The sequence below is a fragment of the Thioclava sp. PTB-PU3-1 genome (assembly GCF_055666785.1).
In genome coordinates this window covers 46,934-66,690 of record NZ_JBVNVL010000004.1, presented here as the reverse complement: position 1 = coordinate 66,690, position 19,757 = coordinate 46,934, and the positions used below count along the sequence as shown (strand labels likewise).

The 19,757-nt window shown below is 63.3% G+C and carries 15 protein-coding genes; 5 read left to right on the top strand and 10 right to left on the bottom strand.

Translation table 11 applies throughout. From position 1 onward, the window contains the following. Positions 1-44 precede the first annotated feature (44 nt). From ACZ7GB_RS12230 to recA, 6 genes are all read right to left on the bottom strand, one after another. Entirely contained in the window at positions 45-809 is a 765-nt protein-coding gene (locus tag ACZ7GB_RS12230) for a squalene/phytoene synthase family protein (protein WP_472158891.1), read from the bottom strand. Further along, positions 806-2,428 carry a citramalate synthase gene (gene cimA, locus ACZ7GB_RS12225; protein ID WP_078572269.1) on the bottom strand — a complete coding sequence of 541 codons (1,623 nt, stop codon included), beginning with the start codon at positions 2,426-2,428 and terminating at the stop codon, positions 806-808. The genes ACZ7GB_RS12230 and cimA overlap by 4 nt, the downstream gene beginning before the upstream one ends. A 130-nt stretch (positions 2,429-2,558) precedes the next feature. After that, positions 2,559-3,998 (bottom strand): cysteine--tRNA ligase, encoded by a 1,440-nt coding sequence (gene cysS / locus ACZ7GB_RS12220; RefSeq protein ID WP_472158890.1) that lies wholly within the window; start codon positions 3,996-3,998, stop codon positions 2,559-2,561. 258 nt (positions 3,999-4,256) lie between these two features. Next, positions 4,257-4,562 carry a DUF1330 domain-containing protein gene (locus ACZ7GB_RS12215; protein ID WP_078523379.1) on the bottom strand — a complete coding sequence of 102 codons (306 nt, stop codon included), beginning with the start codon at positions 4,560-4,562 and terminating at the stop codon, positions 4,257-4,259. Further along, on the bottom strand, positions 4,562-7,216 hold the full coding sequence (gene alaS / locus ACZ7GB_RS12210) for an alanine--tRNA ligase (protein ID WP_472158889.1): 2,655 nt from the start codon (positions 7,214-7,216) through the stop codon (positions 4,562-4,564). Before alaS ends, ACZ7GB_RS12215 begins: the two co-directional genes overlap by 1 nt. A 125-nt stretch (positions 7,217-7,341) precedes the next feature. Next, complete coding sequence (recA, locus tag ACZ7GB_RS12205) at positions 7,342-8,409, bottom strand: recombinase RecA (protein ID WP_078523378.1); 1,068 nt, start codon at positions 8,407-8,409, stop codon at positions 7,342-7,344. A 215-nt stretch (positions 8,410-8,624) separates the two neighbouring features. Between recA and ACZ7GB_RS12200 the strand changes: the two genes are divergently transcribed. Next, positions 8,625-9,227 carry a hypothetical protein gene (locus ACZ7GB_RS12200; protein WP_472158887.1) on the top strand — a complete coding sequence of 201 codons (603 nt, stop codon included), beginning with the start codon at positions 8,625-8,627 and terminating at the stop codon, positions 9,225-9,227. Here the strand turns inward: ACZ7GB_RS12200 and ACZ7GB_RS12195 are convergent. Both ACZ7GB_RS12195 and ACZ7GB_RS12190 read right to left on the bottom strand, forming a co-directional pair. Beyond that, positions 9,219-11,585 (bottom strand): ATP-binding response regulator, encoded by a 2,367-nt coding sequence (locus ACZ7GB_RS12195; RefSeq protein WP_472158886.1) that lies wholly within the window; start codon positions 11,583-11,585, stop codon positions 9,219-9,221. The genes ACZ7GB_RS12200 and ACZ7GB_RS12195 overlap by 9 nt on opposite strands. A gap of 153 nt (positions 11,586-11,738) precedes the next feature. Beyond that, positions 11,739-12,899: an RsmB/NOP family class I SAM-dependent RNA methyltransferase gene (locus ACZ7GB_RS12190; RefSeq protein ID WP_472158884.1), complete on the bottom strand. Its 1,161-nt coding sequence runs from the start codon at positions 12,897-12,899 to the stop codon at positions 11,739-11,741. A 230-nt stretch (positions 12,900-13,129) separates the two neighbouring features. Here ACZ7GB_RS12190 and ACZ7GB_RS12185 point away from each other — a divergent pair, with 230 nt between their 5' ends. The 4 genes from ACZ7GB_RS12185 to ACZ7GB_RS12170 all read left to right on the top strand — a co-directional run bounded on the left by ACZ7GB_RS12185 (position 13,130) and on the right by ACZ7GB_RS12170 (position 16,561). Beyond that, on the top strand, positions 13,130-13,519 hold the full coding sequence (locus ACZ7GB_RS12185) for a TadE/TadG family type IV pilus assembly protein (protein ID WP_158522156.1): 390 nt from the start codon (positions 13,130-13,132) through the stop codon (positions 13,517-13,519). A gap of 1 nt (position 13,520) precedes the next feature. Then, complete coding sequence (locus tag ACZ7GB_RS12180; protein WP_472158883.1) at positions 13,521-14,867, top strand: TadG family pilus assembly protein; 1,347 nt, start codon at positions 13,521-13,523, stop codon at positions 14,865-14,867. Positions 14,868-14,980: 113 nt separating this feature from the next. Further along, positions 14,981-15,676 (top strand): sulfotransferase, encoded by a 696-nt coding sequence (locus tag ACZ7GB_RS12175; RefSeq protein ID WP_472158882.1) that lies wholly within the window; start codon positions 14,981-14,983, stop codon positions 15,674-15,676. Positions 15,677-15,748: 72 nt separating this feature from the next. After that, positions 15,749-16,561: a glycosyl transferase gene (locus ACZ7GB_RS12170; RefSeq protein WP_472158881.1), complete on the top strand. Its 813-nt coding sequence runs from the start codon at positions 15,749-15,751 to the stop codon at positions 16,559-16,561. On the opposite strand, the gene ACZ7GB_RS12165 is transcribed toward ACZ7GB_RS12170, so the two are convergent. After that, on the bottom strand, positions 16,558-17,463 hold the full coding sequence (locus ACZ7GB_RS12165; RefSeq protein ID WP_472158880.1) for a glycosyltransferase family 92 protein: 906 nt from the start codon (positions 17,461-17,463) through the stop codon (positions 16,558-16,560). The two genes, ACZ7GB_RS12170 and ACZ7GB_RS12165, sit on opposite strands and share 4 nt — an antisense overlap. 39 nt (positions 17,464-17,502) lie before the next feature. Next, positions 17,503-19,719: a polysaccharide biosynthesis tyrosine autokinase gene (locus ACZ7GB_RS12160; protein WP_472158878.1), complete on the bottom strand. Its 2,217-nt coding sequence runs from the start codon at positions 19,717-19,719 to the stop codon at positions 17,503-17,505. Between the last annotated feature and the right edge of the window lie 38 nt (positions 19,720-19,757).

The following is a 19,757-nucleotide window of genomic DNA, read 5'->3' as shown; positions in this document are numbered from 1 at the left end:
CCTCTAATTTCCGAAAATTTCCCGCACGCTGGCCTCAAAAGGGCTCAGACGCCAAGCAGCGCGGCGCGCAAAAGTCCCGATCTGCGGCGGAATTCCGACAGCGCCAGCGCACCCGGCGCAAGCGGGTCTTCTATATCGCGCGCGCGCGCGAGGAGCGCCGGTGCCTGCCATCCCGGTAAGAGTGCCGCCTTTGCCGATCCCAGACGCAGTTTACGCGCGGGCTCGAGTCGCGCTTGGCCCTCCGCCGCGAGCTGATGCAGCGTTGCGCTGTCTGGCGCGGCAAGCGGTGGGCGCCCCCGCGCGGCGAGATCGGACCATGCCTGCATGAGCGCCGCGAGCCCGGCACCTGCACCGAAACTGCGCACGGTAATTTCCGTCTCTTCGGGCGCGCCGAGCGCCTCGGCCGCGGCCCAGTAAAGCGCGCCGGAAGTCTGATCGAGATAGGCCCAAAGGCTTGAAATATCGTCGAAAGGATCGGGCCAGCAATCGGCACGACGGGCTTCGGCCGCGGCAATCAAATGGCGCGCGGGTTGTGCCACCGAGACAAGCGCCGGGCCGATCTCATGCGGCGGTTCGCGGCCCTCGGACAGAGCCTCCAGCGCATCGACCCACCATTGCAGGCGCATCTCGGCGACCATCGGCTCTGACGACGCCCAGGGCGCACGCGCGATTTCCAGATTGGCGGCGTAGAGCGGCCAGAGGCGGTCACGCAGCTCCGCAGGCGCAGCCATCGTGGCGGCGAACCGGTCGGGATCGCCCTGACGCACGGCCTCGGCTGCCGCTTGAAGAGACGCGGCCAGATCGCTCATGCCGGTTTCGCCCCGTCGCGCATCAGCTTCCAGATCATCGCGTCGAGCAGCGCCTCGAAACTCGCGTCCACTATGTTCGGCGACACGCCCACGGTCGACCAGCGCTGGCCCGCATCGTCTTCGCTGTCGATGATGACGCGGGTGACGGCCTCGGTGCCGCCTTGCGTGATACGGACGCGGAAATCGACCAGTTTCATGTCGTCGATCAGGCTCTGATAGGGGCCGAGATCCTTCGACAGCGCTTTCGAGAGCGCGTTCACCGGGCCGCGGTCATGACCCTGCTCGTCCATGCTTTCCGAGACCGAGAGCATCTTCTTCCCGCCGACTTTTACCACCACGACCGCCTCGGAAATCGAGACCATCTTGTCGTAGCGGTTCTTGCGGCGCTCCACCGTGACCTTGTAGCGCTTCACCTCGAAGAACTTCGGCAATTGCCCCAGCTCGGCCCGCGCGAGCAGCTCGAAACTCGCCTGCGCCCCGTCATAGGCATAGCCCTGATCCTCGCGCTCCTTGATCAGATCGAGGATGCGGGCGAGGCGCGGATCGTCCTTCGCGACCTCGATCCCCATGCCTTTCAGCCGCGCACGCAGGTTCGACTGGCCCGCCTGATTGGACATCGGGATGAGGCGCGTATTCCCCACCACGGCGGGGTCGATATGCTCGTAAGTGTCTGGATTCTTTAGGATCGCCGAGGCGTGTAGCCCCGCCTTATGGGTAAAGGCCGAGGCGCCGACATAGGGCGCGGAGCGCAGCGGCACACGGTTCAGGATATCGTCGAGCTTGCGCGAAAGCTTGGTGATGTCGCGCAGGCTTTCGGGCGCGATCCCGGTGTCGAGCGTCGAGGCGTAGGGCTCTTTCAGCAGAAGCGTCGGGATCAGCGTGATCAGGTTTGCGTTGCCGCAGCGCTCTCCCAGCCCATTCAGTGTGCCTTGGATCTGGCGCGCACCGGCCTCGATGGCCGCGAGGCTGCCAGCCACGGCGTTGCCGGTGTCGTCATGGCAATGGATGCCGAGACGGTCGCCGGGAATGCCCGCCGCGATCACCGCTTCAACGATCTTGCCGATCTCGCCCGGCAGCGTGCCGCCATTGGTGTCGCACAGAACGATCCAGCGCGCGCCGGCCTCATAGGCCGCGCGGCAGCACTCCAGCGCATAGTCGGGGTTCGCCTTGTAGCCGTCGAAGAAATGCTCGGCGTCGAACAGCGCCTCGCGACCTTGCGCCACCATATGCGCAACCGAGGCGCGGATATTCTCGAGGTTTTCCTCCAGCGTGATCCCGAGCGCGGTGGTGACGTGGTAGTCATGCGTCTTGCCGACGAGGCAGACGGCGGGCGTATTCGCGTTCATGACGCCCGCGAGCACGTCGTCATTCGCGGCCGAGCGCCCTGCCCGCTTGGTCATCCCGAAGGCGGTGAAGGTCGCGCGCGTCTCGGGCCGCGCTTCGAAGAAATCGCTGTCGGTCGGATTCGCACCGGGCCAGCCGCCTTCGATATAGTCGATGCCGATCGCGTCGAGCGCCTTGGCGATCTCGATCTTCTCCGGCACCGAGAATTGGACGCCCGCCGATTGCTGCCCGTCACGCAGGGTCGTGTCGTAGAGATAGAGGCGTTGTTTGGTCATTGGTTGCCTCCGTCGAGGTTACGTTCCGCCCGGCGGCACGCCGGGCCGCGCCCGACCCGCCCCCCAGGGCGGGCGCGATTGCGCCCCCCCTCGGGTCCGGCGCGTCCCTTATCGCTGTAGCTGCGCGCCATCACAGCGCCTCCAGCTTGGCGGGGTCGAAATCGGGTCCGGGCAGCAACTCCACCCCGGCCTTCGACATGCGCACCTCCACGCCTGCGGCGACGAGCGCCTGTTTCATTGCATCGACCGGCGCGAAATCTTTGGTTGCCATGGCATTCGCACGCAAAGCCGCGAGCTTGGCGGCAAGTTCTTTCAAGTCGTCAGTCTTCGAACGAAGTTGGTGCACCCGGCTCTCCATCTCCTCAAGCGATATCAACCCGAGAAAATCCAAACCAATAGCCATATCGGTCACAAGATCAGCCTGCCCCGCGAACTTGTCGATGGCGACCAATGCCCCATGCGTATTTAGATCGTCACCGAGCGCGTCGAGAATGGCTTCGTGCGGCGCACGGTTCGCCGCTTGTTCGAAATCGCAATAGCGATCTGCCATGCGCACGAAATCATCGAGCTTCGCGGCAGCCCCCGCGGCCTTCTCCGCCGTCCAATCCATCGGCTTCGTATAATGCGTCTGCAGGAACACGAAGCGGATCACCTCGCCCGGAATACCCTTCTCGCCGTCATGGCCGTCCAGCAGATCGCGCACGGTGAAGAAATTGCCCAAGCTCTTGGACATCTTCTTGCCCTCGACCTGCAGCATCTCATTATGCAGCCAGTAGTTCGCGAACGACCCCTCGGGGTGGGCGCAGCAGCTTTGCGCGATCTCATTCTCGTGGTGCGGAAATTGCAGGTCGATGCCGCCGCCATGGATGTCGAACGACGCGCCGAGCAATTCGTAACTCATGGCCGAGCACTCGATATGCCAGCCCGGTCGGCCCCGGCCCCACGGGCTCTCCCAACCCGGCAGCCCCTCGTCGGAGGGCTTCCACAGCACGAAATCCATCGGGTCTTCCTTGAACGGCGCGACCTCGACCCGGGCGCCCGCCATCATGTCGTCGACCGTCCGCCCCGACAGCGCGCCGTAATCCTTGTAGCTACGCACCCGGAACAGCACATGGCCCTCGGCGGCATAGGCGTGACCGTCTTCGATCAGCGTCTCGATCATCGCGATCATCGCGCCGATGTAGTCGGTCGCGCGCGGTTCCTGATTGGGACGCAAGGCGCCGAGCGCATCCATGTCGGCATGATACCAGCCGATGGTCTCCTCGGTCCGCGCGCGGATCAGATCTTCAAGCGAGCCTTCGGCTCCGGCCTCTTTTCGCGCCAGCGCCGTCGCGTTGATCTTGTCATCCACATCCGTGAAATTGCGCACATAGGTGACGTGCTCCGGCCCATAGACGTGGCGCAGCAGCCGGTAGAGCACGTCGAACACCACCACCGGACGGGCGTTGCCGAGATGCGCCCGGTCGTAAACAGTCGGGCCGCAGAGATACATCCGCACGTTGTCGGCATCGATGGGTTGGAAATCCTCGACTTTCCGGGTCAGGGAATTGCGCAAACGGATCTGGGTCATGTGTCCTCGCAAAGGGTCGGCGGCACCTGCCGGCGGGCTTACAAGGTCATGAGAAATTTGGAAAGAGAAGACCGGCCCGCGTGACGTATGTCAGCGGATAATGCAGCAGATGATGATGGTCTTCGTGGTCATGGCGGCAGCATAGGACGCAGCGCGCCCGAAGGTCCAGAGCAAAAACGACCGGGTGCAGCGTCATAGAAAAAGGCGGCCGTAGCCGCCTTCTAAAAGTTTTCCGATCAGTGTCTTAGAGGTCGATCTTCACTTGATTTCGACGTCGTCCATCGCCTCGACGATCATCAGGTCGCGCTCGGATGCGCCTTTGGCGTGGGCGAGCGCCGCCTGATAGTCGTCGGAGTAGTAGCAAGTCTCGGCCGCTTCCAGCGACGGGAACCATGCGACGACGTTGCGCGCGCGGTCATTGCCTTCGAGCTGCACATAGCGCGCGCCACGGGCGAGGAAGCGCCCGCCATGTTTCGCGATCGCGGGGCCCGCGCCCTCCGCGTATTTGCCATAGGCCTCGTCGTCGAGCACCTTCACATGGGCGATCCAGAATGCGCCTGCCATTACAATCCCTCCAGAACAATTTTCACGGCCGCGATGGCCTCATCGGCTTTCGACGGATCGGCCCCACCGGCTTGCGCCATATCGGGACGGCCGCCGCCGCCTTTGCCGCCAAGCGCCTGCGCCGCGGCTTTCACCAGATCGACGGCGCTGACGCGCTCGGTCAGGTCCTTGGTGACGCCAGCCGCCACGGCAGCTTTGCCGCCCGCATCGGCCACCACGAGGATCACGCCGGAGCCGACATTCTCTTTCAGCTCGTCCACGATCCCCGGAAGGTCCTTGCCGGTCACACCGGAAACAACCTGAGGAACGAACTTCAAGCCGTTGATTTCGCTGATATCCGGACCACCGGAGGCACCGCCGCCCATCGCAAGCTCACGACGAAGCTGCGCGATCTCATTGGCCTGCGCCTTGCGCTCGTCGAGGATCGCCTGCAGACGTCCGAGCAGATCGGCCTCGGAGGTTTTCACCAGCCCTTCGATCTCGCCCAGCAGCTTGTCGCGGCGGCGCAGCTCGGCCATCGCGATATCACCGGTCAGCGCCTCGATCCGACGCACGCCCGACGAGGACGCGCTTTCGCCGGTCAGGACGAAGGTGCCGATATCGCCGGTCCGCTTCACATGGGTGCCGCCGCAAAGTTCGAGCGAATAGACATTCCCGTTCGTGCCTTTGCCGGAATTGGCCAGCTCGCCCATCGAGACGACACGGACCTCATCGCCGTATTTCTCGCCGAACAGCGCCTGCGCGCCCAGATCGCGCGCGTCATCCGGCGTCATGATCCGAGTATCGACCTGCGTGTTTTGGCGAATGAATTCATTCACTTCGCGTTCGATCTTCGCGACTTCCTCAGCCGAGAGCGCCTTGTTATGCGAGAAATCGAAGCGCAGACGGTCCTCGGCATTGAGCGAGCCGCGTTGCGCCACGTGATCGCCCAGCGTGCGACGCAGCGCCTCGTGCAGCAGGTGCGTGGCGGAGTGGTTCGCGCGGATCGCGCTGCGGCGTGCGTGATCGACTTCCAGTTTCGCGCCCTGCCCCTTGGCGATCTCGCCCTCGGTGACACGCGCGAAATGGATGAAGACGCCTGCGACTTTCTTGGTGTCGGTAACCTCGGCTTTACCCGTCTCGGTCACAATCCAACCGCGATCGCCGACCTGACCGCCGCTTTCGGCGTAGAACGGGGTCTGGTTGACCACGATCTGCACCTCGCCGGTCGCTTTGCCGATCTCGGCCCCGTCGGTCACGAGCGCGGTGATCTGACCTTCGGCGGTCTCGGTGTCGTAGCCCAGGAATTCGGTCGCACCGAGCTTCTCGGACAGATCGAACCAGATCGCGGCATTGGCCGCCTCGCCGGTCCCGGACCAGCTGGCGCGCGCCTTCGCCTTCTGCTCTTCCATCGCGGCGTCGAACCCTTCGGTATCGACCTCGCGCTCACGTTCGCGCAGCGCATCCTGCGTCAGATCGAGCGGGAAGCCGAACGTGTCATAGAGTTTGAACGCAGTCTCGCCCGGCAGTCTTTCCCCTTCGGGCAGGTCCACAAGCGCCTCGTCGAGCAGCTTGAGCCCGCGATCGAGCGTGGTTTTGAAACGGGTTTCCTCGCCCAGAAGCGTCTCTTCAATCAGCGCCTGCGCCCGGCCCAGCTCGGGGTAAGCCGCACCCATCTCGCGGATCAGCGACGGCACGAGACGGTGCATCACCGGATCCTTCGCGCCCAACAGGTGCGCGTGACGCATCGCGCGGCGCATGATCCGGCGCAGGACGTAGCCACGCCCATCCGCCGAGGGCATCACGCCATCCGCGATCAGGAACGAGGTCGACCGCAAGTGATCCGCGATCACACGGTGATGCACGTTGCCCGGCCCGTCCGGCGCGCCATCGGTCGCGTTGGCCGAAGCCTCGATCAGGTGGCGCATCAGGTCGGTGTCGTAATTGTCGTGCTTGCCCTGCAGCAGAGCGCCGATCCGCTCGAGCCCCATGCCCGTGTCGATCGACTGCATGTCGAGCGCGCGCATCGAGCCGTCCTCGAACTGCTCGTTCTGCATGAAGACGAGGTTCCAGATCTCGATGAACCGGTCGCCATCTTCCTCGGGCGAACCGGGCGGGCCGCCCCAGATATGATCGCCGTGATCGAAGAAAATCTCGGTGCAGGGGCCGCAGGGACCGGTCGGGCCCATTTGCCAGAAGTTGTCCGAGGTCGGGATACGGATAATCTTCTCGTCGGGCAGACCTGCGACCTTCTTCCAGATATTCGCCGCCTCGTCATCGGTGTGGTAAACCGTGACCAGCAGCTTGTCCTTCGGAATGTCAAAATCCTTGGTCAGCAATTCCCAGGCGAACGGGATCGCGTCTTCCTTGAAATAATCCCCGAAGGAGAAATTCCCCAGCATCTCGAAGAACGTATGGTGGCGCGCGGTGTAGCCGACATTGTCGAGGTCGTTGTGTTTGCCGCCGGCGCGCACGCATTTCTGCGCGGTCGTTGCGCGGTTGTATTCGCGCTTTTCCACCCCGGTGAAGCAGTTCTTGAACTGCACCATGCCGGAATTGGTGAACATCAGCGTCGGGTCGTTGCGCGGAACGAGGGGCGAGCTGTCAACGACCCGGTGGTCGTTACGCTCGAAGTAATTAAGGAAAGTGGAGCGGATTTCGTTAAGGCTGGGCATATCGTCCTGTCTCGCCTGATCGGGCATGTTCGGTCCCGTTTAACGCCGCCCTTTCCCCCTGTCCAGCAATCGCAAAAAGGCCGGGAGACGACGCTCCCGGCCTTTGCATGAATTTGCGGTGACGATCAGTCTTCGGTCAGCGCGTCATCTTCGGACAATTTGTCGAATTCGAGCCCGTGGCTGGCGCGAATCTTGTCCTCGATCTCATAGGCGACATCGGGGTGTTCGCGCAGGAACGTCTTCGCGTTTTCACGGCCTTGGCCGATGCGTTCGTCCCCGTAGGAATACCAGGCGCCAGCCTTGTCGACGACCCCGGCCTTGACGCCGAGATCGACCAGTTCGCCCATCTTCGAGATGCCCTCGCCATACATGATGTCGAACTCGACCTGCTTGAACGGCGGGGCCACCTTGTTCTTCACCACTTTCACGCGGGTCTGGTTGCCCACCACCTCGTCGCGATCCTTGATCGACCCGATGCGGCGGATGTCGAGACGCACGGAGGCGTAGAATTTCAGCGCGTTGCCGCCCGACGTCGTCTCCGGCGAGCCGAACATCACGCCGATCTTCATCCGGATCTGGTTAATGAAGATGACCATGCAATTCGAACGCCCGATTGAGGCGGTCAGTTTGCGCATTGCCTGGCTCATCAGACGGGCCTGCGCACCCACGGTGTGATCGCCCATATCGCCTTCGATTTCGGCCTTCGGCGTCAGCGCCGCGACCGAGTCGACCACGACGAGGCTGACCGCGCCGGAACGCACCAGCGTGTCGACGATTTCCAGCGCCTGCTCGCCTGCGTCGGGCTGCGAGATCAGCAACTCGTCGAGATCGACGCCAAGCTTGCGCGCATATTGCGGATCGAGCGCGTGTTCAGCGTCGACGAAGGCGCAGACGCCGCCCTTCTTCTGCTCTTCCGCAATCGCGTGCAGCGTCAACGTCGTCTTGCCCGAGCTTTCCGGCCCATAGATCTCGACGATCCGGCCTTTCGGCAGCCCGCCGATCCCGAGCGCGATATCGAGACCCAGCGAACCGGTCGAGGTCGCTTCGATTTCCCGCGCGGGCGTGTCGCCGCCGAGCTTCATGATCGAGCCTTTGCCGAATTGCCGCTCGATCTGCGCCAGCGCCGAGTCGAGCGCCTTTTGCTTGTCTGCCTTGGGAGATTTATCCATATCGAAAAGCTTCGCTACTGCCATTTGTCCGCTTCCTTATTTCACAGCGACGGCTGGTCGGCAATGCGACGCCCTCGCGCGGATGTTCACCTCATGTTCTGATCGCACTATGCGCACAGAACATGAACATTACAACAAAATTTTCCACAACTCACTGAACCGCCAATTCGGTTAAGAAACGGTTTACCCGCGTCGGCGGAATGATTATCACCGGCTCAGTTAGGAGCTGACCCGCCAAGATGCTGATTTTCTGGACACAAAAACTCGTCTTCCTCGCCACGCCGAAGGCAGGTTCCTCTGCGGTCGAGACCGCGCTGGAGTCTTTGGCCGACGTCGCACTGACCCGTCCGGCTGTTCTCAAACATGCCTCGGCCCGCGATTTCCGAGATCATCTTGCGCCGTTGCTGTCGTCGAAGACCGAGGCCAGCTTCACCACGGTCGCGTTGATGCGCGAGCCGCTCGACTGGTTGCGGTCGCTCTATCGTTTTCGACTGCGCGATTTGATCGAGGAAAGCGACATTTCAGCCGGCTATTCCTTCGAACAGTTCGCGCGCGATTACATCGAGGACCCGCGCGCAGGGTTCAGCGATGTGCCCAGTCAGGCCGCGTTCCTCTGTGATGATGAGGGCACGCCGTTGGTGGACCGGATTTTTCCGTATGAGCGGATCGAGGATTTCGTTCATTTTCTTGAAGATCAGCTCGGCTTCGCCATCACCCTGCCCCGCGTAAACGTCCCCCCGGCAGTCGAGACCGGGCTCGCCCCCGAGACCGAGGCCGCGCTGCGGGTTGCGATGCAAGACGATCTTGCGCTCTATGATCGGGTCACCCGCGCCTTAGCGTGAGAGCAAGTCCTGCACCGTCGCGGTCAACTCGCTCAGAGAGAAAGGTTTCGGCAGGAAGATCGAATCCGGTACGGGGGACGTTCCGTTTTGGAACGCTTCCTCTGCATAGCCCGACATGAAGACCGTGCGCGTGCCCGGCCGCGCCTCGAGCGCGCGGCTGACCCAGCTTGGCCCGTCGAGCCCGGGCATGATCACGTCGGTGACGAAGATATCGACCTGCAAATCGGTATCTTCGAGCAGCTCCAGCGCCTCTTCCGCGCTCTCGGCTTCCAGCACGGTGTAGCCGCACAGCTTGAGCGCGCGCGCGGCGAAGGCGCGCACCGGCGGCTCGTCCTCGACCAGAAGCACGGTCGCCTCGCCGACAATCACCGGGGTCGACTTAGTCGCGAGCGGCGCAGCTTCCGCTTTGGGCACGACGGAAGGCGTTGCGCGGATGCGCGGGGCAGTTCGCGCCTCCGCCGTTGCGTTTTCGGCACTCGACACGTCCGCCTCTTCGACGGCGTCATAGGCGGGCAAAAGGATCGTGAAACTCGTTCCTGTCCCGATGACGGAATCGCAAAAGATATAACCGCCGGTTTGCTTCACGATGCCATAGGCCGTCGAAAGACCCAGCCCCGTGCCCTCGCCGGTGCGTTTGGTGGTGAAGAAAGGCTCGAAAATCTTGCTTAATTTATCGGCCGCGATACCGGTACCGGTATCGGTGACCTTGATCGCGACATAGTCGCCTTTGGGCACCGCCACGCGGTCGCGGGTGCGGTTTTCGGCAAGGTGCACCGCGTCGGTCTCGATCCGGATCTCGCCCCCGCCGGGCATCGCGTCGCGCGCGTTCACCACGAGGTTCATGATGACCTGTTCGAGCTGCCGCTTGTCCGCGCGCACCCGTCCGGGATCGCTTTCATGCTTGACGCTCAGGACGACCTTCTCGCCAACCAACCGATTGAGCAGATGGGTCAGATCGGAAAGCGTGTCGTGCAGATCGAGGATCTCAGGCTTCAGCGTCTGCTTGCGCGAGAAGGCTAGCAATTGCCCCACCAGTGCGGCCGCACGATTGGCGTTCTGGCTGATCTGGTCGAGATCGGCATAGTCGCCATCGCCCTTGTCGTGGCGCAGCATCAGCAGGTCGCAATGACCCGAAATCGCGGTGAGCAGGTTATTGAAATCATGCGCAACACCGCCTGCCAGCTGACCGATCGCTTGCATCTTCTGACTTTGCACGAATTGCGCTTCGAGCGTCTTGAGTTGCGTCGCGTCGGACAGCACGGCGAGCAGCCCCGCACGCCCGTTTTCCACGATCCGCGAGAGTGTGACCTGAAGAAAGACCTCCTTGTCGCCACGGCGCGCCCGTAGCACCTCGGGTCGGCCATCGGCACGGCCTGCGAGCGCGTCGTTCACCCAGTCCGAGACCGGGCGCCCGAGCCCTTCGAGGAGGTCGGCAAGGCGGGTCTGAGGCTCGATCCCGCCAAGGAGGCCGCGCGCCGCGCGATTGGCTGCGCGCACCCGACCATGGGCCGACAGGCGCAGCATAGCGACGGGCAGCGCCTCGAAATTCGCGCCTTCCTCGGCGGAGCGCGCACCCCCGATCGGGAGCAGATAAACCTCGGATCGACCGCCCACGCCTTCAAGCTGGGCCACGACCGCGGTGACGGGGCCATCCTCTCCCTTGATCTCGTGCTCCTCGCCCGAGCGCAGCGGCAGATCGGTGAAGATGCGATCGAGGGAGCGCACCCGCTCCCCCACGAGCCGCCGCAGCGCCTCGTTCATGAACAGGATCGTGCCGCCCTTGGAGACGGTAAGCATCGGCAGGCTGATCGTTTCTGCGCCGCGCCCGCCAATCGCCCGCTCGGCCATATCTTCGAGCCGCCAGAGAAAATCGCCAGAGCCGATACGGTGAACAGAGAGCCGCAGATGGCCTCGCCGGGTCACGAGATCCTCGCGCGCGGCCCCCGTCGCCTCTGCCTTGCTTTGCAGGCGGCGCAACACCGCGCCCGGATCCGCGAAAAGCTCCGCCAGGGTTCGCGCCAAGCCCTGCCCGCCGCGCGAGCCGAACCGCTCCACGGCGGCGCGGTTCTGATAGCCGATCTCGCCCTCGGGATCCGTGGTAAAACTCGGCGCGGCGTCATGGGCGATGAAATTCGCGAGCGTTTCCTGCTGTCGTGCGCGCCGCCTTCGGTCCTGCGCCAAGGCCAGACGCAGCCAAGCGGCGGTGATCACGAGCGTCCCCGCGACGGAGAACATGGCCCAGGTCACCACCTCATCGGGCATCACGAAAGCAATCGCCGCCGCAATTCCCGCTGCAAGCAGCAAATAGACCGCACCCGGCGCCAGCGCCGCCATCGTCTTCGAGAGTGGCTGCAGCATCAATTCGTTCCGCCCCACGCTCGCCTCCCTGCCTGACAGATCGGCCCCATAGCGCGGTAAAATAATTAAAACCCAATTAACGCGACTAGACTTTCAACTGTCGATTGAGTCAATCACGGAGCCGTGAACCGGCCGACAAAAGTGGCAGAAAAATCAGAGCTGGAGCTGGGCGACGAAAAACCCGTCGCCACCGGAGAGCGGCGTGAATTGCCGCTGAGACAGGACTTTGTAGCCGTGACGCGTCACGAAATCGGCGATCTGTGCGCCATTCTCGACCGAGAGAAGCGAGCACGTCATGTAGACCAGACGTCCGCCGGGGGCGACGAGGTCGCGGGCGGCGTCGAGGATTTCGCTCTGCAGGGTCACGAGTTCGGTCAGACGCGCAGCGCTCAGACGCCATTTCGCATCCGGCGTCCGGCGCCAGGTCCCCGAGCCCGAACAGGGCGCATCGACCAAGACGAGGTCATAGCCCGTCCCCGGATCGCCCGGCGCGCGCAGGGTCACTTTCGCCCCAGCCCGTTTCGCACGGACGGGCAGATCGCGCATCCGCCCCGCATCAATGTCGTGCGCGGCGATCTGCGCCTCGGGACAGGCTGCGGCCAGCGCCAGCGCCTTGCCTCCGCCGCCCGCGCAATAATCGAGCACGCGTTGACCCGCCGCGATCGGGACAGAGGCGATGGCCGCTTGCGACGCCGCATCCTGCAACTCCACCAGACCGTTCGTGTAAGCCTCAGCCTGCTGAATGCGCCGCGCGTCCTCGCCAAGCTCCAGCGCGGTCCCTGCGAGCGGATGCGGGAACGCCTCGATCCCGTCCTTCGCGAGCGCCGCGATCGCCTCGGCGCGGTCTGCTTTTGCGAGATTGACGCGCAGGAAGACCGGCGCCCGGGCGCGCATCGCCTCGGAAATGGTGTCGAAGTCGGACCCGAGATCGGCGGCAAGCTGGTCGCGCAGCCAGTCGGGCCAGTCCAATTGCGCAATAGCGTCGGGCAAAGGCTCGGACAGGGCCGCGCGCTCCTCGTCGGAGAGAGGATCAGGCGCAAAGCCCTCGCCTGTGAAGACCGTTGCGGGATCGACGCCTTGCAGCCGCAGCAGCCCGGCGACCAAGGCGCGTCCCTGCGCCCCGCCCCCGGCAAGCGCGGCACTCGCCTTGCAGCGCAACACATCGAAGACGTGATCGCGGATCGCCGCGCGGTCCTTGGAGCCCGCGAACCGGTGGCCGCGCGCCCAGTTGGTCAGCGCGCGCTCGGCCACCTCGCCCGTCTGGATGCGGTCGAGAATATCGATGGCGGCGGCATAGCGCGCGGCGGGCGTCATGGGCGAGCTCCGAATTAAGCTGTGGTCTGGGGGCGTTGTAGGCGGCGCCGGGGACCGGCGCAACGTCGCGCTGCAAAGACCGCAGCCCGAAGCATCGCGCGCCCAAATGTGTCGATTCCGATCAATTTCAGCCCCATTTTCGCAATTTCGCCATATTTACGCCGCGGTAGTTTCGCTTTTTGCAACTGGAGATAGTTAATCAACCGTTTTCAACCATGGGGCGTCCTGTCTTGAAGCGTTTAAAGAGTTTCTTCTCCGCCGAAGACGGCGCCACAACGATCGAAGCATTGCTCTGGCTGCCGTTGTTTATCGGGATGCTCGCCGCGACCGTCGACGTTTCCCTCATCTTCAACGCACAGTCACGGATCCTCGGTATCGTGCAGGATGTCGATCGCGCCTACTCGGTCGGGCGGTTCGAGAATGACGAGGACACGATGGCGCGTCTGCGCGCCCTGCTGCCCTATGACGAAAATACATACACGGTCGACACGCAAGTCACCGACGGGATCATCGAGACCCGCGTCACGATCCCGATGTCCGAACTCGTCGCTACAGGTCTTTTCACCAGAGTTCTCAACATGGACCTCACGGTCCACGACTACCGCTACATGGAGTCCTGACATGAACCGCGTAACGATTACCGATTTTACCGCTGAAGAAGATGGCATGATCACCCAGCTTTCGCTGTTCTGGACGATCCTGTTCCTCGCTGTCGGCAGCCTCGCGCTCGACGTCTCGAACGGCTATCGCAATCGGGTGGTGATGCAGGACGCGGCCGATGCAGCGGCGCTCGGTGCGATGTACCTCTCATCCGACCCGCTGATCACCAAAGACGAGGCGAAGACCCGTGCGGCCGAGCTGGCCCATTCCAACCTCGCCTCCGATGACGGGACTTCGGTGATCACCAAAGACGACGTGACCTTCGGCTATTACGACGCGACCAATCACCGCTTCGTCACGGATTACGCCGAAGACCTCGATCTGAGCCCGGCCGTCCGCGTGATGGCCCATCGCACGACCGAGCGCGCGAACGCCGCACCCACCTTCTTCGGCAAGGTGATCGGTCAGGACGGTTGGCAAATCAACACCGGCGCCGTGGCCGAAGCCTATCAGCCCGCCTGCCTCACCGAAGGTCTGGCCGCGAAAGGCGTTATCGACCTGCAATCGGGCAACAGCTTCGCTTCGGGCTTCTGCCTCTATGCGGCGCAATATGTTTCGCTCAATCAGAACAACCTCTTCGAGAGCGGCGCGATCGTGTCGATGCCCGACACCAGCAAGCTCGACATTCCCGCCTCGGGCTTCACGAAGAATGACGGGCTGCAAGAGGCGCTGCGCACCTCGTTCTACAAGCTGCGCGTCATCGATCGCATTCCAAAGATCATCGAGTCGATGCGGGACGGCACCGGCTATCTGCCCGCCTACATCACCAACAAGAGCCCGACCGTGCTGACCGGCACCAAGCTCGACACCACCGATTTCGAACCCGGCAATCTTTATGTGCTCAACTGTAATTCGAGCGTGACGATCTCGGTCCCGAATAAAGTCGACGACACCGTGACGACCGATCCCGCCGTGATCTCGGAAGTCGCTGTGATCGCGGATTGCCCGGTGAAATTCGGCAATGGCGTTGCACTCGAAAACGCGATTTTCGCGAACACCTCGACCGATGATCGCAGCTTCTCTGCTCCGCAGGGGTTGCGCATTGGGCGCGATGACAATTGTGCACCTGACGGCGGCGCGAAGCTGATCACCATGGGCGGTGTCTCCTCGGCAGCGAAAATCTCGTTCTTCGGCGGCCAGATCCTCGCGGTGAAGGATGTGAGCTTCTCGGCGCAGGCCGACGGGATCGAAGGCGTCGCGATTGTCTCCGGCGGCAAGATCGACGGCACCTCCAATTCGCGTTTCGGTCATTGCGATACTGGAATGGAAGGCAATATCGAGATGAGCTACTTCCGGCTGCGGATGTAACCGGCTTGCGGCGGGTCGCCAGACGCGCAAAGCGCGATTGAAACGGTCCGCCCAAGATGGGATAGGAGAGGCTAGGCTATCGCCGCTCCTGTCTCACCCGCTCCGAGGTCGCCATGCAAGATCGCGCCGCTTCCGCGCAACCGCACGCCCTGCCGCGCGTCGTCGCAATCGGTTTCAACAAATGCGGCACGCGCTCGCTGGCAGAGTTGTTCCGCGCAGCAGACCATCCCACCGTTCACCACAAGATCCGCGAAGGCCGCCCCGTGCCGCGCCGCATCGGCCGGATGATGCGCGAGAACCTCGCCGCGGGGCGAAAGGTCTTTGCCAGCGCCGAGGATTTCACCTTCTATTGCGACCTGATCTACAGCGACGGCACCGTCAGCTGGGAAGGCGCGACAGCCTTCCGTGAGATCTTGCGCGACTATCCCGACACGATCCTGCTGCTGAACTTCCGAGACCGCGAAGGCTGGATCGCTTCGCGCCTCAAGCATGGCCATGGCGAGTTTGCCAAGCGCGAACTGGCGGCACGGGGGCTGACCGATCTCGAAGTACTGAAGGATCAATGGCGCGCGGAATGGGATGCGCATCTGGCCGATGTGCGCGCCTATATGGCCGACAAGCCGGATCAATACGTGGAATTCGATCTCGACAATGACAGCGCCGACGACCTTGCGGCCCGCCTGCCCGCCTATGGGCTCGATGCGGCCGATTTGCAGGATATCGGGCGCACGCGCGGCAAGAAGATGCATCCGCTCAAGCGCTTGGCGAAAAAGCTCAACGCCCATCTGCGGCCGCGCTTCTTCCGCTGACCGCTCCGATCCGCGATTGCACGGCCCCGCCCGCTGGGGCTATTGAGGGCGCGTAACTCAAAAAGGTGTCGCATGAAGAAACAGATCATCTGTATCCGCTGGGGCGAGAAATACGGCGTCGATTACGTCAACCGCCTCTACGGAATGGTAGCGCGCCATGTGACGCCGCCCTTCGATTTCTACTGCTTCACCGACACGTTCGAGGGGCTCGATCCCGGCATCACCGCGATGCCCCTGCCCGAGCTTGATTGCGACATGCCCAATGTGCGTCAGGGCATCTGGGGCAAGTCGCGGCTGTGGCGCTCGGACCTCGGCGGGCTATCCGGGCCGGTGCTGTTTCTCGACCTCGACGTGGTCGTGACCGGCAATCTCGATGCGATGTTCGAATATGGCGACCCCGATGACGTCATCCTGACCCGCAATCCGAACACCCCGTTCGAGCGGCTGGGCCAGACCTCGCTCTACCGTTTCCCGATTGGCAAGCTGGCACCGCTGCGCGAGGAATTCCTCGCCGATCCGCAGGGCACGGCGGAAAAATACGTCTTCGAGCAGCGTTTCGTGACGCGGCGCACGCCGGGCGGCGTGAAGTTCTGGCCGAAGGGCTGGGTTGCGACCTTCAAGTGGCATTGCATCCGGCAATTCCCGATGAACTTCTTCGCGCCGCCGAAACTGCCGAAAGATGCGAAGGTCGTGATCTTCCCTGGCGGGCTGAACCCGATCGACGCGATCGAGGGGCGCTGGAACAGCCGCTCGACCCACATGACACCGATGGAGCATGTGAAGGCGGGCCTGCGCGGCGAACGGGACGGCTCGATGCTGCGCCACCTGCGCCACTTCCTCTGGCCCACGAAATGGGTCGAGGAGAACTGGCGCAAGGATCCTTAACCGGTGATCCCGAGCCGCGCGGCCAGATCGCGGGCGCGCGTATCCTCGACCGTGTCGGCCTCGACGCTGTTCACGGTACGCATCACCTTACGGCGATAGGCCTCACGCTTGGCCACAAGGTTCGGCCCGCGCGCGATCTTGGCCTCCAGATCGGCTTTCGAGCGCGTGTAATAGTGGTTCAGCTGCACGGCGGCGGTGGAGTAGAACTCCGGCTTGTCGCGCGCGCTCATGTCGGATTTCACCCCCGCGTCGTTCCACGTCGCCTGCCCGTCCTCGGTCTCCATCGAATGGACGCGCAGCGCCGTCAGGCGGCACGGATCGACGAGCATCTTGAACGCCCGCAGCCCCGGCGCGTCGCCCATCGGATCGCGCGCACGGGTGGTGAAATTGGCGAGCATCCCACCCTCAGGCGTCGTGTCATGGCCAGAGAAGCCGAACATGTGCCACGGCAGCGAGACATTCGGGATATCGCCCAGAGGCGCAAGTGCGGCGTTCAGATCGTCGCCCGCGGTCGGGATCAGGAATTCGTCCACGTCGATGAAGGCCATCCAGCGGTGATCGCCGCCGAAATTCCCCGCCGCATGCGCGTAGGCGAGCACCTGATTGTGGATTTCGCGCCCGAGACGGATATCGCTGAGCCGCTGCGCCCAGGGAATGATCGTGAGCGCCTCGGGCGGCAGTGTGTCCTGCAACACCGCGCGGGTCTCGTCCGTGCTTGCGTCATCATAGATCACGAAATGCCGCACGCCTGCCGCATGGTGGAACCGAGCCCATTCGCCGATGAACCGCGCCTCGTTGCGCACGATCGCGGCGATGGCGATGCCGTGACGGTCCGGACGCGGCTCGGGCGTGGTGATCCCGAGCTTCGAGATTTTCGCCCGGCCCAGCAGTTTTCGCAGCATTCGCGCCTCCCGTCCGAGTCACGAACGGGACGCCCCCGCTCAATCGTCGGATTTGTAGCTGTAGCGGTAGTTATAATGATATTGGTAATGGCCGCCATAGCGCTCACTCGCCTCGGCCTTGAAGCCGTTGAGGACCGCACCGGTAATCGACGTGCCCGCCGCTTCGAAGCTCGCCTGCACCGCGCGCACCGCGCCTTGCATCGTCTCGAGATGGCGCGCGATCGCGATGCTTGCGCCCACGGAGCGTCCGATCACGACCGGATCGGTTACGGCCAGCGCGGGCGGCGCATCGATGATGATCAGGTCGAATTCGCCGTCGAGCTGTTTCAGCATGGTGCCGAACTCGGCCCGCATCAGCAGTTCAGACGGGTTCGGCGGGTAACGACCCGAGGTGATGACCTTCAGCCCCTCGACAGGCCCGTCGCGCATTACCTCCGCCAGCGATTTTTCATGGCCGAGATAGTCGGAGAGGCCTTCAACCGTTTTCGGCAGATGCAGGAAGCGCGCGAGGTAGCCTTTGCGCATATCCGCATCGATCACGCAGACCCGCTGCCCCGCCTGCGCCGCGACCACGGCGAGGTTGATCGACATGAAGGTCTTGCCGACACCCGGCGCGGCGGAGGTGATCTGGATCGAGTTGGTCTGCGCATCCAGCAGCCCGAAATGCAGCGAAGTGCGCAACGAACGCAGCGCCTCGGTCGCGACCGCCTCGGGGTGCTCCAATGCGAAAATCGGCAGGTCGCCCTTGCGGTTGCGCAGATCGGCGGCTTCCTGTGCGAAGGGGACGGTTGCGAAGACCGGAAGGCCGAGCGCCTCGATCTCTTCGGCACCCTTGATCCCCCGGCGCAGCGCGCGACGGATCAGCACGATGGCCGCGCCGATGATCAGGCCGAGGATGGCTGCGAGGGCCACGATCCGCGATTTGCGCGGCGCGACCGGAATCGTGCTCGCATAGGCTTTGTCGATCACGCGCACCGAACCCACCGTGGAGGCGCGCACGACCTTCAGTTCCTGCGAACGGTTCAGCAGCTGGGTGTAGACCTGCTGCGCCACTTCGAGATTGCGCTGCAGGTTGAAGATGTCCTTCTGCGTCTCAGGCAGACCTTGGGTCGCCTTCTTCGCCTGATCGAGCTGCGCCTGCAGCTCTTTGCGGTTCTGCAGCAGCGCCTGATAGGCCGGGTGATTGACCGTGTACTGGTTCTTCAGCTCCGCCTCTTTCAGATCGAGCGCGGACAGCTCCCCCTCGATCTTGGTGACGCGTTCCAGCAGGGCCTGGGTCTCGTATTTCACGTCGACCGATTTCTGCTTCTGACGATAGGCATTCAGCGCCTGCTCCGCGTCGGACACGTTCTGGCGGGCGTCGGGAAGCTGCTTCTCGATGAAATCGAGGCTGTTCTCGGCGGAAGCCGAATTGCGCTCGATATTCTGTTCCACGAAGGAGGTCGCGATCGCATTCAGGATCGCTTCGGCCCGCTGCCGATCGGTGTCCTGATACGAGGTCTGAAGGATGTTCGAGCCGCGCGGGCTTTCGGAGACCGAGAAATTCTCCTTCATCGTCTTGATCGCGGCGTTGAGAGACTGCCGCCCGACGTAGAATTCCCGTCCGGTCGGGGCATCCATCGACGCCACGGCCAAGGTGAAATCGCCATCACGCGCCGTGATCTCATGGCCCACCGTGCCAGCGAGATCGGTCCCGTCCGGCAGCGTGACTTCGTAGCTATCCGCACCGGTGACGCGCAGGTCGATCATCTCGCCCAGCCATTGCTCCGGCACCTTCATGCGCCCGATCTGAAGGCTCTCATTGCCCCATTGATACTGATCGAGCAGTCCCGGATCGGGCAGATGCAGATTGGTCGGCAGCAGACCAATCACCGGCAAGCGCTGCGGGATCACGAAGTTCTGCAGATTGAGCTTGTTGGCCGCCTCCCCCAGAACAAGCCGCGACGACATGATCGCGATCTGGGTTTCCGCCTCCGATTTGCCGCCACCGTCGCTGCCGAGAATGTCCTGCATCGAGGTCGGGAGTGCCGCCAACGCGTTTTGCGATTGCTCGAGCTGCAGGAGACCGGTGGCCTGATAGATCACCGGTTTGCGCAGCGCGATGAAGGCACCGAGAACGACAGCGACGACGAAAGCCAGCGCGATCCATTTCCAGCCCGCCAGAAGCGCGCCAGCCAGCGCCATCAGGTCGATCTCGTCATCCTCGACTTCGGGCTGCGCGGCGTGTTTCTGCGTCATTTCGGAAATTTGCTTCATCTGTCCCGTTCAAACTCTCAAATGCTTATTCAAAACCG

Coding starts and splice junctions, on each gene's coding strand:
- ACZ7GB_RS12230 (WP_472158891.1), bottom strand. CDS start 809: ATGAGCGATCTGGCCGCGTCTCTTCAAGCGGCAGCCGAGGCCGTGCGT.
- cimA (WP_078572269.1), bottom strand. CDS start 2,428: ATGACCAAACAACGCCTCTATCTCTACGACACGACCCTGCGTGACGGG.
- cysS (WP_472158890.1), bottom strand. CDS start 3,998: ATGACCCAGATCCGTTTGCGCAATTCCCTGACCCGGAAAGTCGAGGAT.
- ACZ7GB_RS12215 (WP_078523379.1), bottom strand. CDS start 4,562: ATGGCAGGCGCATTCTGGATCGCCCATGTGAAGGTGCTCGACGACGAG.
- alaS (WP_472158889.1), bottom strand. CDS start 7,216: ATGCCCAGCCTTAACGAAATCCGCTCCACTTTCCTTAATTACTTCGAG.
- recA (WP_078523378.1), bottom strand. CDS start 8,409: ATGGCAGTAGCGAAGCTTTTCGATATGGATAAATCTCCCAAGGCAGAC.
- ACZ7GB_RS12200 (WP_472158887.1), top strand. CDS start 8,625: ATGCTGATTTTCTGGACACAAAAACTCGTCTTCCTCGCCACGCCGAAG.
- ACZ7GB_RS12195 (WP_472158886.1), bottom strand. CDS start 11,585: ATGCTGCAGCCACTCTCGAAGACGATGGCGGCGCTGGCGCCGGGTGCG.
- ACZ7GB_RS12190 (WP_472158884.1), bottom strand. CDS start 12,899: ATGACGCCCGCCGCGCGCTATGCCGCCGCCATCGATATTCTCGACCGC.
- ACZ7GB_RS12180 (WP_472158883.1), top strand. CDS start 13,521: ATGAACCGCGTAACGATTACCGATTTTACCGCTGAAGAAGATGGCATG.
- ACZ7GB_RS12175 (WP_472158882.1), top strand. CDS start 14,981: ATGCAAGATCGCGCCGCTTCCGCGCAACCGCACGCCCTGCCGCGCGTC.
- ACZ7GB_RS12170 (WP_472158881.1), top strand. CDS start 15,749: ATGAAGAAACAGATCATCTGTATCCGCTGGGGCGAGAAATACGGCGTC.
- ACZ7GB_RS12165 (WP_472158880.1), bottom strand. CDS start 17,463: ATGCTGCGAAAACTGCTGGGCCGGGCGAAAATCTCGAAGCTCGGGATC.
- ACZ7GB_RS12160 (WP_472158878.1), bottom strand. CDS start 19,719: ATGAAGCAAATTTCCGAAATGACGCAGAAACACGCCGCGCAGCCCGAA.